This window comes from Mycobacterium sp. (assembly GCF_035623875.1).
Lineage (GTDB): Bacteria > Actinomycetota > Actinomycetes > Mycobacteriales > Mycobacteriaceae > Mycobacterium.
Map to the genome: position 1 here is coordinate 1 of NZ_DASPSP010000313.1, position 12,493 is coordinate 12,493.

The 12,493-nt window shown below is 64.9% G+C and carries 12 protein-coding genes and 2 pseudogenes; 9 read left to right on the forward strand and 5 right to left on the reverse strand.

Annotated elements, in window-relative coordinates; all coding sequences use genetic code 11:
* The 3 genes and pseudogenes from VEI45_RS25180 to VEI45_RS25190 all read right to left on the reverse strand — a co-directional run.
* Positions 1-348, reverse strand: a pseudogene (locus VEI45_RS25180) (hypothetical protein); the annotation flags it as partial.
* Between the two features lie 321 nt (positions 349-669).
* Positions 670-1,206, reverse strand: a complete 537-nt coding sequence (locus tag VEI45_RS25185) for a DUF1003 domain-containing protein (protein ID WP_324857364.1) — start codon at positions 1,204-1,206, stop codon at positions 670-672.
* Positions 1,203-2,498: a magnesium transporter MgtE N-terminal domain-containing protein gene (locus VEI45_RS25190; RefSeq protein WP_324857366.1), complete on the reverse strand. Its 1,296-nt coding sequence runs from the start codon at positions 2,496-2,498 to the stop codon at positions 1,203-1,205. Before VEI45_RS25190 ends, VEI45_RS25185 begins: the two co-directional genes overlap by 4 nt.
* A 34-nt stretch (positions 2,499-2,532) precedes the next feature.
* Between VEI45_RS25190 and VEI45_RS25195 the strand changes: the two genes are divergently transcribed.
* Positions 2,533-3,510 carry a CoA ester lyase gene (locus VEI45_RS25195; RefSeq protein ID WP_324857369.1) on the forward strand — a complete coding sequence of 326 codons (978 nt, stop codon included), beginning with the start codon at positions 2,533-2,535 and terminating at the stop codon, positions 3,508-3,510.
* Here VEI45_RS25195 and VEI45_RS25200 read toward each other — a convergent pair.
* Entirely contained in the window at positions 3,502-4,182 is a 681-nt protein-coding gene (locus tag VEI45_RS25200; RefSeq protein ID WP_324857371.1) for a DUF4190 domain-containing protein, read from the reverse strand. The two genes, VEI45_RS25195 and VEI45_RS25200, sit on opposite strands and share 9 nt — an antisense overlap.
* Positions 4,183-4,334: 152 nt before the next feature.
* On the opposite strand from VEI45_RS25200, the gene VEI45_RS25205 reads away from it, so the two are divergent.
* The 6 genes from VEI45_RS25205 to VEI45_RS25230 all read left to right on the forward strand — a co-directional run bounded on the left by VEI45_RS25205 (position 4,335) and on the right by VEI45_RS25230 (position 9,898).
* Entirely contained in the window at positions 4,335-4,859 is a 525-nt protein-coding gene (locus tag VEI45_RS25205) for a general stress protein (protein ID WP_324857373.1), read from the forward strand.
* Between the two features lie 102 nt (positions 4,860-4,961).
* The gene (locus VEI45_RS25210) at positions 4,962-6,371 is read left to right on the forward strand and encodes an extracellular solute-binding protein (RefSeq protein WP_324857375.1); all 1,410 of its coding nucleotides are present in this window, start codon (positions 4,962-4,964) and stop codon (positions 6,369-6,371) included.
* A complete protein-coding gene (locus VEI45_RS25215; RefSeq protein ID WP_324857377.1) occupies positions 6,368-7,267 on the forward strand; it encodes a sugar ABC transporter permease in 900 nt (299 codons plus the stop codon). The genes VEI45_RS25210 and VEI45_RS25215 overlap by 4 nt, the downstream gene beginning before the upstream one ends.
* A gap of 15 nt (positions 7,268-7,282) precedes the next feature.
* A complete protein-coding gene (locus VEI45_RS25220; RefSeq protein WP_324857386.1) occupies positions 7,283-8,107 on the forward strand; it encodes a carbohydrate ABC transporter permease in 825 nt (274 codons plus the stop codon).
* A gap of 4 nt (positions 8,108-8,111) precedes the next feature.
* Positions 8,112-9,293, forward strand: a complete 1,182-nt coding sequence (locus VEI45_RS25225) for a sn-glycerol-3-phosphate ABC transporter ATP-binding protein UgpC (protein ID WP_324857379.1) — start codon at positions 8,112-8,114, stop codon at positions 9,291-9,293.
* Complete coding sequence (locus VEI45_RS25230) at positions 9,290-9,898, forward strand: suppressor of fused domain protein (RefSeq protein WP_324857380.1); 609 nt, start codon at positions 9,290-9,292, stop codon at positions 9,896-9,898. Before VEI45_RS25225 ends, VEI45_RS25230 begins: the two co-directional genes overlap by 4 nt.
* A 2-nt stretch (positions 9,899-9,900) precedes the next feature.
* Here VEI45_RS25230 and corA read toward each other — a convergent pair whose 3' ends face one another.
* Positions 9,901-11,007 (reverse strand): magnesium/cobalt transporter CorA, encoded by a 1,107-nt coding sequence (gene corA / locus VEI45_RS25235; RefSeq protein ID WP_324857382.1) that lies wholly within the window; start codon positions 11,005-11,007, stop codon positions 9,901-9,903.
* Between the two features lie 214 nt (positions 11,008-11,221).
* Between corA and VEI45_RS25240 the strand changes: the two genes are divergently transcribed.
* A complete protein-coding gene (locus VEI45_RS25240; RefSeq protein ID WP_324857384.1) occupies positions 11,222-12,211 on the forward strand; it encodes a malate dehydrogenase in 990 nt (329 codons plus the stop codon).
* Positions 12,212-12,313: 102 nt separating this feature from the next.
* A pseudogene (locus VEI45_RS25245) lies at positions 12,314-12,493 on the forward strand (NAD-dependent malic enzyme); the annotation flags it as partial.

Sequence of the window (12,493 nt, forward strand, 5' to 3'; positions counted from 1 at the left end):
ATTCACTATCGCCATCGGCGGGGGAGCCGACGCCATGGCCGCCGCGATGTGGAAGCCGGTCTTCGGATGCTGCACGGCGATTACCAACGGCCCGTTCGGGTCGGTGGAGGCGGGCGTGACCGCGGCAACCGGGGTGATAGCGGCGTCGCGCAGCGTCGACCTCGGCCCGGGGAACGGTGGGGCCGCGGCGCCCACGACTCCAGCGAAGACCAGGCAGGCGATCATGACCACACCGAATGCCGGGGTGCGGGCCGTGCGGGTCATCAACTGCTGCACTGTCGCAACAGCGGCCCCGACGGCTGCGGGGATTTTCGAGGCCTGGGCCGCGCGAACCACCGATTCCCGCACGGTCGCGAGGGTGCTAACCAGGACAGTCGGCATTTTTGGGGCCCGCGGCACGCGAATTACCCGCTGCCGCAACTTGGCAAGGGCCGGGCGTATAGCCAAGCCTCCCCAATTGCGCACTCGCTCGTCCTCAACCTTCGAGCCCTATTAGGCACTTGTGAAACCACTTTGAGCCTCGTGACCTAAGTCACCATACATAACTGTGTGATCACAATGGCCACATTCGCAGAGTCTGTGCCCAGCGACGATACAGGTTGGCAAGGTCAAACGGCGGACGCAATTCGAGATTCGTCGGCGAGAAATCCATTTCGCTCCTAAGCGTTGCTAAGTGGTTTTCGCGGCGTGTGCGTCCGAACCATCACCGCTGGGCGCCGGCGCCTTGTCCGGGTGTCGGTCCTCCAGCAGGCCTCGCAGATGGTCCAGTTCGCGGCGCAGGGATTCGCGGGTCTTTGCGACGTCGCCGAGCGCCAGCCGCAGCGCGGCCAGTTCGCGAGCCAGGAACTCGGTGTCGGCCTTGGTCTCCTCGTCTCGGCGTCGATCCTCCTCGAGCGCAACCCGATCCCGGTTCTCTTGGCGGTTTTGGGCCAACAGAATCAGCGGCGCCGCGTAGGCGGCCTGAGTGGAGAAAGCCAGGTTGAGCAGGATGAACGGGTAGGGGTCGAACCGCAAGCTGATAGCGACAATGTTGAAAATGATCCACACCACGACCACGACCGTCTGGATCAGCAGGTAGCGACCGGTGCCGAAGAAGCGGGCAATCGATTCGGTGAACTGCCCGACGGCTTCGGGGTCCACCCGGGGCGCGACCACGCGCGAAGTGCGCGGGGTATAGAGCCGCGCGCGCGGCGCCGACTTGCTCATGACGCTCCTCCGGCCGCGTCCAGCGAGAGCTCGTCGGTGTTCGCGCGCCAGTCGTGTGGCAGCAGATGGTCGAGCACGTCATCCACGGTCACCGCGCCCAGCAGGTGATGCTGTTGGTCGACCACCGGGCCGCAAACCAGGTCGTAGGCGGCGAAATAGCGGGTGAGCACCGGTAGTGGGGTGTCTGGCGCCAGGATGGGCAGATCGGCGTCGACTATTCCGCCGACCAGCATGGCCGGCGGCTCGCGCAGCAGGCGCTGCAGGTGCACACAGCCCAGGTAGTGACCGGTCGGGGTGGCCGTCGGCGGACGGACCACCAGCACCAGCGACGACAGCGCCGTGGTGATGTCGGGGTCCCGGACCCGGGCCAGCGCCTCAGCGACCGAGGTGTCCGGGGTCAGCACCACCGGTCTGGAGGTCATCAAACCGCCCGCAGTATCGGGTGAGTGTTTCAGCAGACGCCGCACCGGGTCGGACTCCTCCGGATCCATCTGGCGCAGTAGTCCCTCGGCCAGGGTCGGATTCATCGTGCCGAGCAGGTCGGCGGCGTCGTCGGGATCCATCTCCTCGAGCACGTCGGCCGCGCGTTCATCGCCCAGTTGCATCAACAACTCCGCCTGCTCCTCTTCGGACAGCTCCTGCAAAATGTCGGCGAGCCGGTCGTTATCCAGCGCGCTGGCCACCTCGTAGCGCCGCTTGGGGGGCAGCTCACGCACCGCGTCGGCCACGTCGATCGGCCGCCATTTTTCGAACTGATGCAGCAGCTGGGCCACCCCCTGGCCTGGCATCGCCAGCGCCGAAGGGGTCAGCCCCTGGACGCTGCGCCAGCCCACGATGTGGACGTTGCTGCGCCGGCCGAACCGTCTGGGAATGCGCACCGCGACGCGCGTCACCATCCAGTCGCGGGTGCGGTTCTGCTCCAAACCGAGGTCGGTGACGACGACGTCGGTGTCGGCGAGCTCTGGCATTTCCGGGTCGTTGACCCGCACCTTGGTGTCGATGATTTGTCCCATCACCAGCACTTCACCGGGCCGTTGCTGGAACCGGCGTATTGACACGCTGGCGGTGTTGAGCGTCAGCGCCTTGGGTTCGATCGCCGCGACCCGCAGAATTGGCACGAATATTCTTCGGCGCGAGAGCATTTCGACTACGAGTCCAAGTACCCGGGGTTGCTGGCGGACAATGCTGATGCTGACCACGACGTCGCGCACTCGGCCGAGGGACTCACCCATCGGCCCCAGCACCGTCATTCGCGCCAGCCGCGCGGCGTACACCCTGTTGATCGAGGCCATGGTGCACAGGGTATTCAAGAGGGGTGAGTGAAGCGTGACCAACGCCTATCGACCCCGCCGCACTTGCCTGTCGGTGCCGGGTAGCAGCCAGAAGATGATCGATAAGGCCAAAAGTCTTTCCGCCGATGAGGTCTTCCTGGATTTGGAGGATGCCGTCGCGCCGGAGGCGAAGGCCGCGGCTCGCACGCGGGTGGCCGCCGCACTGGCCGAGCCCGGATGGGCCGGGCAACTGCGCGGCGTTCGGGTCAACGGCTGGACTACGCCGTGGACTCACGCCGACATCATCGAGGCGGTTTCCACTGTTGGCGCTGCGGCCGACGCCAAGCTCGATGTCGTCGTGCTGCCCAAAGTCTCTGATGTCTCCCACGTTCAGGCGCTCGACCTGCTGCTGACCCAGTTGGAGACCGTGCACGGGCTACCGATGGGCGAGATCGGCATCGACGCGCAGATCGAAGATGCCCGCGGTCTGATGAACGTCGACGCGATCGCGGCCCAGCCACGGGTGCAGGCTCTGGTGCTCGGGCCCGCCGACCTCATGGCCAGCCTCAACATGCGCACGCTGGTCGTCGGCGAGCAGCCCGAAGGCTACGACGTCGGCGACGCCTACCACCACGCACTGATGACGATCCTGGTGGCTGCCCGTGCGCATGGCATCGCCGCGATCGACGGCCCCTACCTGAAAGTGCGTGATGTGGCGGCGTTTCGGCGAGTGGCGGGCCGGTCGGCGGCACTGGGTTATGACGGTAAGTGGGTATTGCATCCCGACCAGATCGCCGCGGGCAACGAGATCTTCAGTCCACGCCAAGACGAGTACGACCACGCCGAGCTGATTCTGGAGGCCTACGAATGGCACACCTCAGCCGCCGGCGGTGCCCGCGGAGCGGTGATGCTCGGCGACGAGATGATCGACGAAGCCAGCCGCAAGATGGCTTTGGTGATCGTCGCTAAAGGCCGTGCAGCGGGCATGCAGCGTCAGTCGGGTCCGTTCGTGCCGCCGAACGGATCACGTTAAGGACGGCGAGTGCAACGCCGCCATGGCTGCGACCACGAATATCACCAGCAGCACCGCCGCGGTCACGCCGATTGCAATCCCGGCGATGGCAAGTCCGCGACCCTGCTGATTGGTCCGCTTGATCTGACTGAGCGCGACTACCCCGAGCACCGCACCAATAATCGGAATCAGTATCCCGATGTAGCAGAGGAAGCTCAGTGGAATGCCTAGCACCCCACCCGCGATCGAGGTAACCAGGGAACCGATGGCCAGCCCATTGGTCTCGTGCGAACGATCCCGGTAGGGCTGATAAGGGTCGTACCGGCCGGGATATCCCGGCGGGCCGCCATAGCCGGCCCCGTAGCCCGGTGGGGGATAGGGCTGGCCATATGCCGGCGGGGGCGGCGGATATGACGGACCGCCGTAACCCGGTGCGTCTTGATATCCGGTCGGTCCGTAACCGCTGGGAGGCGGATAAGCCGGCGGCGGATAGTCGGAGGTCGGCGGGTTCCACGGCGGCACCGGCCCCGACGGTGGCGCATTGCGGGGCGCGTCCGGGTCCGGCTGGGCGGGCGGTTGTCCGGCATACGCAGGCGGGGCGAACTCCTCCCACGGGCGTGCCTCCGGGGTGTGCGGAGTCTGCTTTGCTTCGTCGTGTCCTTCCTTGTCGAAGCCGCCGCCCTGAAATGTCATGCTCTTCAACCTAGCGTGATGGCCGAGCGAACCGCGCGGACCAAGCATGAGCCGGGCACCCGGACGCGCCGTTTGTGCTGGTGGTAGGCCAGGTGGGGTGCTGGCGGCAGCACGGCGATGTTTCCGCGGGCGAGGCGGAGGACAATGAAACCATGACGAGCCCCTTCCAGCACGGACAGGTTCCCGGTGCTACACCCGGCACCCCGGCCGCGAGCCGGCGTGCCCCCGGATTGCCGACGCCGCCGAAAGGCTGGCCAGTCGGGTCATATCCCACCTACGCGGAAGCGCAGCGAGCCGTCGACTACCTGTCTGAGCAACAGTTCCCGGTGCAACAGGTGACGATCGTCGGCGTCGACCTGATGCAGGTCGAGCGGGTCACCGGGCGGCTGACCTGGCCGAAAGTGCTCGGCGGCGGCGTGATCACCGGCGCCTGGCTGGGTCTTTTTATCGGCTTGGTGCTGGGGTTCTTCAGCCCCAACCCCTGGGGAGCGTTGACGACCGGACTGATCGCCGGGGTGTTCTTCGGCTTGATCACCTCTGCGGTCCCGTACGCGATGGCACGCGGGACCCGGGATTTCAGTTCGACGATGCAGTTGGTCGCCGGCCGCTACGACGTGCTCTGCGACCCGCAAAACGCGGAGCGGGCTCGGGATCTGCTTGCCCGCTTGGCAATCTGACTCGACGGCCGGCTGGCCGTTTGCCGGCGTGTTGCATACCACGCGCGCCTGGCTCTACCGTCTGCCGCGGGGCAGTCGACGACTGGCAGAAAGGGCGGTGCGGTGGCGAGTCGTCGCGGGCGCGCAGTCCGGCTGAGCGCGGTCGCGCTTGCGACGCTATCCACCGCTTCGCTGGTATCGGCCTGCGGCCCCGGCAACGGGCGGGTGATCAGCTTCTACACCCCGGCCAGCGCTGCCGCGACCTTCACTGCGATAGCCAAGCGCTGCACCGATCAGCTCCGCGGGCCGTTCACCATCCGGCAGTTCAGCCTGCCCCGGTCTACTGACGACCAGCGGCTGCAGCTGGCCCGCCGGCTGAGCGCTAACGACCGCACCTTGGACGTCATTGCGCTCGACGTGATCTGGACGGCGGAATTCGCCGAAGCCGGCTGGACGCTGCCGCTGTCGGACGACCCGGCCGGTCGTGCCGACATTGACGCCACCACCGACACTCTGTCGGGGCCGCTTGCCACGGCCACCTGGAAGCACCGGCTCTATGCCGCACCCATTACCACCAATACCGAATTGCTCTGGTACCGGCCCGATTTGATGAAAAAGCCGCCGGCAACCTGGACCGCGATGGTCGATGAGGCAACCCGGTTGCACGCCGCGGGCAAACCCAGCTGGATCGGCGTACAGGCCAGCCAGGGCGAGGGTTTGGTGGTGTGGTTCAACACCCTGCTGGAAAGTGCGGGCGGCCAGGTGCTGTCCGATGACGGCCGCAAGGTCACGTTGACCGACACGCCCGCACACCGTGCCGCCACCGTCAGTGCCCTGCGGATCCTCAAGTCGGTGGCCACCGCGCCTGGCGCCGACCCGTCGATCACCCGGACCGACGCGGGCACTTCCCGATTGGCGTTCGAGCAGGGTAAGTCCGCGTTGGAGGTCAACTGGCCATACGCGCTGGCGTCCATGCTGGAGAACGCGGTGAAGGGCGGTGTGGCGTTTTTGCCGCTCAACCGCCGTCCGGACCTGGTCGGCAGCATCAACAGCGTCGGCGCATTCGTGCCGACCGACCGGCAGTTCCGCGCTGCCTACGACGCCGCCAAGTTGGTGTTCGGTTTCGCCCCCTACCCCGGCGTGCAGCCCGGCCGGCCGGCCAAGGTGACGATCGGTGGGTTGAATCTGGCGGTGGCCAGGACGACGCGTCATAAAGCCGAGGCCTACCAGGCGATCAGATGCCTGCGCGACGGGCAAAGCGAAAAGTACATCTCGCTCCAAGGAGGGCTGCCCGCGGCACGCACCTCGCTATACTCCGACCCGCAGTTCCAGGCGAAGTACCCGATGTACAACATCATTCGCCAACAACTCACCAACGCTGCTGCCCGTATCGCGACGCCGGTCTACCAGGCGGTGTCCACTCGGATGTCAGCCACACTGAGCCCGATCAACGAGATCGACCCGGACAAGACGGCCGACGAGCTCGCCATGCAGGTGCAGAAGGCCATCGACGGCCGGGGGTTGTTGCCGTGACCGCGACCGTCCCGCACACCGAGAACCGCAGGTCGGAGAAGCGGCTGGCGTTCGCTCTGGTCGCGCCCGCGGCGACGGTGATGCTGGCGGTCACGGCTTATCCGATTGGCTACGCGGTTTGGCTGAGCCTGCAGCGCAATAACTTCACCACGCCGAACGCCACCGCGTTCATCGGGCTCGGCAACTACCAAACGATCTTGACTGACCGGTATTGGTGGACGGCACTTGCTGTCACAGTGGCGATCTCGGTTGTCTCGGTGTCGATCGAATTCGTGCTGGGCCTGACGCTGGCGTTGGTGATGCACCGCACGCTGATCGGCAAAGGTCTGGTGCGCACCGCGGTACTCATCCCGTACGGCATCGTCACGGTGGTCGCGTCCTACAGCTGGTACTACGCCTGGACGCCGGGCACCGGCTACCTGGCCAACCTGCTACCGCCAGGTAGCGCTCCGCTGACTCACCAGATTTCGTCGCTGAGCATTGTGGTCCTCGCTGAGGTCTGGAAGACGACGCCGTTCATGTCATTGCTGCTTCTCGCCGGCTTGGCGCTGGTGCCCGAGGATCTGCTGAAGGCGGCGCAGGTCGACGGCGCCGGCGCGTGGCGACGGTTGACGAAGATCACCTTGCCACTGATCAAACCGGCGATCCTGGTGGCGCTGCTGTTCCGCACGCTGGACGCGTTCCGGATCTTCGACAACATCTATGTACTCACCGGAGGATCCGGCAACACCGGTTCGGTGTCGATCCTTGGCTACGACAACCTGTTCAAAGGCTTCAATGTTGGCCTCGGCTCGGCGATTTCGGTGCTGATCTTCGGATGCGTCACGATCATCGCGTTCCTTTTCATCAGGGTGTTCGGTGCGTCAGCGCCGGGCATCGACGGCGATGGGCGCTGAGCCGTGACTGCGGCGATAGGTGTCCGGCGCGCTGCCAGCTGGGTGATCGTCGACATCCTGGTGCTGCTGTATGCGCTGTTCCCGGTGTTGTGGATCCTCAGCCTGTCGCTCAAGCCGACGTCAACGGTCAAGGACGGCAAGCTGATTCCCTCGTCGGTGACCTTCGACAACTACCGTGGAATCTTCCGGGGCAATGTTTTCAGCTCGGCTCTGATCAACTCCGCTGGAATCGGCTTGCTCACCACGGTGATCGCGGTGGTGATCGGCGCGATGGCAGCCTACGCGGTGGCGCGGTTGAACTTTCCGGGCAAGCGGCTGTTAATCGGTGCGACGCTGCTGATTTCGATGTTCCCGGCAATCTCGCTGGTCACACCGCTGTTCAAAATCGAGCGGCGGATCGGGCTGTTCGATACCTGGCCCGGGCTGATCATCCCCTACATAGCCTTCGCACTACCGCTGGCGATCTATACGCTGTCGGCGTTCTTCCGGGAGATCCCGTGGGACCTGGAAAAAGCGGCCAAAATGGATGGCGCTTCGCCAGGACAAGCATTCCGGAAGGTGATCGCCCCGTTGGCAGCACCGGGAATCGTGACCGCGGCGATCCTGGTGTTCATCTTCGCCTGGAACGATCTGTTACTCGCTTTGTCGTTGACCGCCACCAAGGCCGCGATCACCGCCCCGGTGGCAATCGCCAACTTCACCGGCAGTTCGCAATTCGAGGAGCCAACCGGATCGATCGCAGCCGGCGCAATGGTGATCACGGTTCCGATTATCGTTTTTGTTCTAGTCTCCCAACGACGGATAGTCGCTGGGTTGACCTCCGGCGCGGTGAAGGGATAGCTCGATGGCCGAGATTGTGTTGGACAGGGTGACGAAGAGTTACCCCGACGGCGCGACGGCCGTGAAGGAACTCAGTCTCACGATCGCCGAAGGCGAGTTCATCATCCTGGTCGGGCCGTCCGGCTGCGGGAAGTCCACGACGCTGAATATGATTGCCGGACTTGAAGATATTTCGTCTGGGGAGCTGCGCATCGGCGGTGAGCGGGTGAATGAGAAGGCGCCCAAAGACCGCGATATCGCAATGGTGTTCCAGTCCTACGCGCTCTACCCGCATATGACGGTGCGACAGAACATCGCATTCCCGCTCACGCTGGCCAAGATGAAGAAGGCGGACATCGCGGACAAGGTCGAGGACACCGCGCGAATTCTTGACCTGACCGACGTTCTCGACCGCAAGCCCTCGCAGCTGTCCGGTGGGCAGCGGCAGCGGGTCGCGATGGGTAGGGCAATCGTGCGCCACCCCAAGGCATTCCTGATGGACGAGCCGCTGTCAAACCTCGACGCCAAATTGCGGGTCCAGATGCGTGGCGAGATCGCCCGGCTTCAGCGGAGGCTTGGCACCACCACTGTCTACGTGACTCACGACCAAACCGAGGCCATGACACTCGGTGACCGAGTGGTGGTCATGCGCGGCGGTGTTGCGCAGCAGATCGGTACGCCCGACGAGCTTTATGAGCGGCCGGCCAACCTGTTCGTCGCGGGCTTCATCGGCTCGCCGGCGATGAACTTCTTTCCCGGGACGCTGACCGCGACCGGCTTGAACCTGCCATTCGGCGAGGTCACGCTGACCCAACCCGTCCACGATGTGCTCGCGCAGCATCCGGCACCGGACGAGGTCATCGTCGGGGTCCGCCCGGAGCATCTGCAAGACGCCGCTCTGATCGACGGCTACCAGCGCATCAGCGCACTGACTTTCGAGGTGAAGGTCGACATGGTCGAGTCGCTGGGTGCCGACAAATATGTCTACTTCACCACCGAGGGTTGCGTTGTTCATTCGGACCAACTATCCGATCTCAACGAGGAATCCGGGGGAGACGAGCACGAATTCGTGGCCAGAGTGCCCGCCGCGTCGAAAGCGGCAAACGGGAAGTCACTCGAATTGGCCTTCGACACCTTGAAACTCGCCGTTTTCGATGCCCGCACCGGCGTGAATTTGACCGTTCCACTGCCATCCGAGACTGAGTGACCCAGCCATTGGCCCGGGTGCGCGCGCATCTGTCTGTTCACTTCTTGCAAGCGGGCCTCGACACCGAGCCTGACGCGGCGAGCGTGACGTTTCTGGGCGCCGAGCCGATCGAGGTGCTGCGCTTTGGCCCCGGCCCCGACGGCGTGGTGCATTATGTCTCGCTGGGCTGCTCACGCCATCCGATGATCGACCCGGCGGCGATGGTCATCGATAGCCGACGTGGTCCGCGGGCCGAAGTTGTTCTGCGCCTGCGTGATCCGGGAGCAGCTACCGGCCTGGCCCGCAGCCTGGCCATCGTGGCGGCATCCCCGGCGGTTGAAGGTGTGGTGTTGACGCCGGACGCGCTGGTCGACCTCGGCACGCCGCTATGGGTGCGGTCGTCGGCGCGCGCGCCGTTCACCGCGGTACTGTTGGGCCGCAGCGACATTTCCGACCTACCGCTGGACCCGCCACGAGACCCGGTGCACTTTCTGTCGGCAACGCCGATCACCGCGACCGAGGCCGCCTGGGTCCGGCTGAAAGGCGCCGACGCGATGCGCGACATGTGGCAAAGCGACGGGGTCGACGTGCTGGATCCCAATCGACCTGCCGCACAGCCAAACTAACGCTAGAGCCAGTCTCTGCGCCGGAAGTTGCGGTACAACAGCGCAACGATGATCACCATACCGATGAGGACCGCCGGGTAACCCCAATGCCATTTCAGGATGGGCATGTACTCGAAGTTCATTCCGTAGATACCGGCGATCATCGTGGGCACCGCCAGAATGCCAGCCCATGCCGATATCTTGCGCATGTCGGTGTTCTGCTGCATTTCGACCCGGGCCAGCGCGGCCTGTACCAACGAGCTGAGATTCTCGTCGTAGCTGGCGATCTGATCGGCGGCGTGGGTGTGGTGGTCGCCGACGTCGCGCAAATAGCGCCGCACTTCTTTGGAGATCAGGTCCTTGTGTTCGGTCTGCAACCGCGCGAACGGGACCGAAAGCGGGTTGACGGACCTGCGCAACTCGACGACTTCCCGCTTGAGCAGATAGATCGGCTCGATTTGGGTCCGGTGGCCGGGCGCGAACGCTACTTCCTCTATGGCGTCGATATCGGTCGCCATCAGGTCGGTCACCTCGAGGTAGTGGTCTACCACCGAGTCGGCGATGGCGTGCATCACCGCAAACGGGCCCAGTCGCATATGCTCGGGGTCGGCATCCATCCGCTTGCGCACCTCGGATAACCCGCCGTGCTCGCCGTGCCGGACTGTCACCACGAAATCCCCGTTGACGAAAATCATGATCTCACCGGTCTCGACGATCTCACGGGTCAGCACCAGCGAATCGTGCGGAACATAGTTGACCGTCTTGAGAACCAGAAACAGTGTCTCGTCGTAACGCTCCAACTTCGGCCGCTGGTGGGCCTGTACGGCGTCCTCGACCGCCAATGGGTGCAGGCCGAAAACGCTGCCGACCTCCTGCATCTGGTGCTCGGTGGGTTCGTGCAGGCCGATCCAGGCGAAGGCGTATTGCCCGGCCAGCTGCAACTCACCCACCTTGGCCCGTGCCTCTGCGTGGGTGAAAGTCCCGGGCAGCCGCACGCCGTCCACGTAGATACCGCAGTCGACAACCGCCTCATCGGCAGGCACCTGATTTCGCTGCGGATGGGGAGGCTCGTCCCTTTCAGGCCGTGCCGTAGGACGCAGTGTTTCAGGTATATCGCGAAACGAAGGCATCCTTCACCTCCCGTCGCAGTGCGGATCCGATGAAGCCTCGGTCATGCTACGCGCCTTAGTTAGCCATTGCCCGTCAGCGGGTGCGGCTGAGCTGGCGTGATTGACGCCGAAGGCGCCCCTGGGTCGGGGCCGGGGTTTATCGAGCGCCTGCGTGCGCTAGTTTCGACCCGACGCGAGTCTGTATAGGCCCGACCGCCACGAGGAGTGAACTGACGTGAGCACGACACCGTTAAAGGTTGGCGTCACTGGCGCTGCCGGCCAGATTGGCTACAGCCTGCTGTTTCGCCTGGCGAGCGGCTCACTGCTGGGTCCTGACCGCCCGATCGAGCTGCGTCTGTTGGAGATCGAACCTGCCCTCAAGGCGCTCGAAGGCGTTGTGATGGAGCTCGACGACTGCGCGTTCCCACTGCTGTCCGGAGTGCAGATCGGCGCGGACCCGAACAAGATTTTCGACGGCGTGAACCTGGCCCTGCTGGTCGGTGCGAAGCCCCGCGGTCCGGGGATGGAGCGGGGTGACCTGCTGGAGGCCAACGGCGCGATCTTCACCGCGCAGGGCAAGGCGCTGAACTCCGTCGCCGCCGACGACATCCGCATCGGCGTGACCGGCAACCCGGCCAACACCAACGCGCTGATCGCGTTGAACAACGCGCCCGACATCCCGCACGAACGGTTCTCGGCGTTGACGCGGCTGGACCACAACCGGGCCATCTCGCAGCTGGCCCACAAGACGGGGGCCGACGTCAGCGACATCAAGAAGATCACGATCTGGGGCAACCACTCGGCCACCCAGTACCCGGACATCTTCCACGCGGAGATCAAAGGCAAGAACGCCGCCGAGGTGGTCAACGACCAGTCCTGGATCGAGAACGACTTCATCCCCACCGTCGCCAAGCGCGGCGCGGCGATCATCGACGCGCGCGGTGCGTCATCGGCGGCCTCGGCCGCGTCGGCAACCATCGACGCCGCGCGGGACTGGCTGCTGGGCAGCCCGAAGGACGATTGGGTGTCGATGGCCGTGGTGTCCGACGGCTCCTACGGTGTGCCGGAGGGCCTGATCTCTTCGTTCCCGGTCACCACCAAGGACGGCGACTGGAAGATCGTCACTGGCTTGGACATCGACGACTTCTCCCGCGGCCGGATCGACAAGTCGACTGCCGAACTCGCCGACGAGCGGGAAGCTGTCACCGGCCTGGGTCTCATCTGAGACGCGTGGCGATCGCAAGCGCGGCGAAGCCGGGCGCAGCGGGTCGCCAGGGATTCACCTCGTCGATTAGGGCTACTAATGAGTAGTCAGTACCCTGAGCCAGTGTCCGAATTACTTGAAACGATTCAGATGCGCAACGCGCGCGGGGCCATCACCGACGCGGAGATCTTCCAGGCACATCTGGGCGGCAAGCTCTCGGTGGACCCGACGACTCCGCTGGATACCCAGCGCTCCCTGTCGATCGCGTATACGCCCGGGGTCGCTCAGGTGAGCCGGGCGATC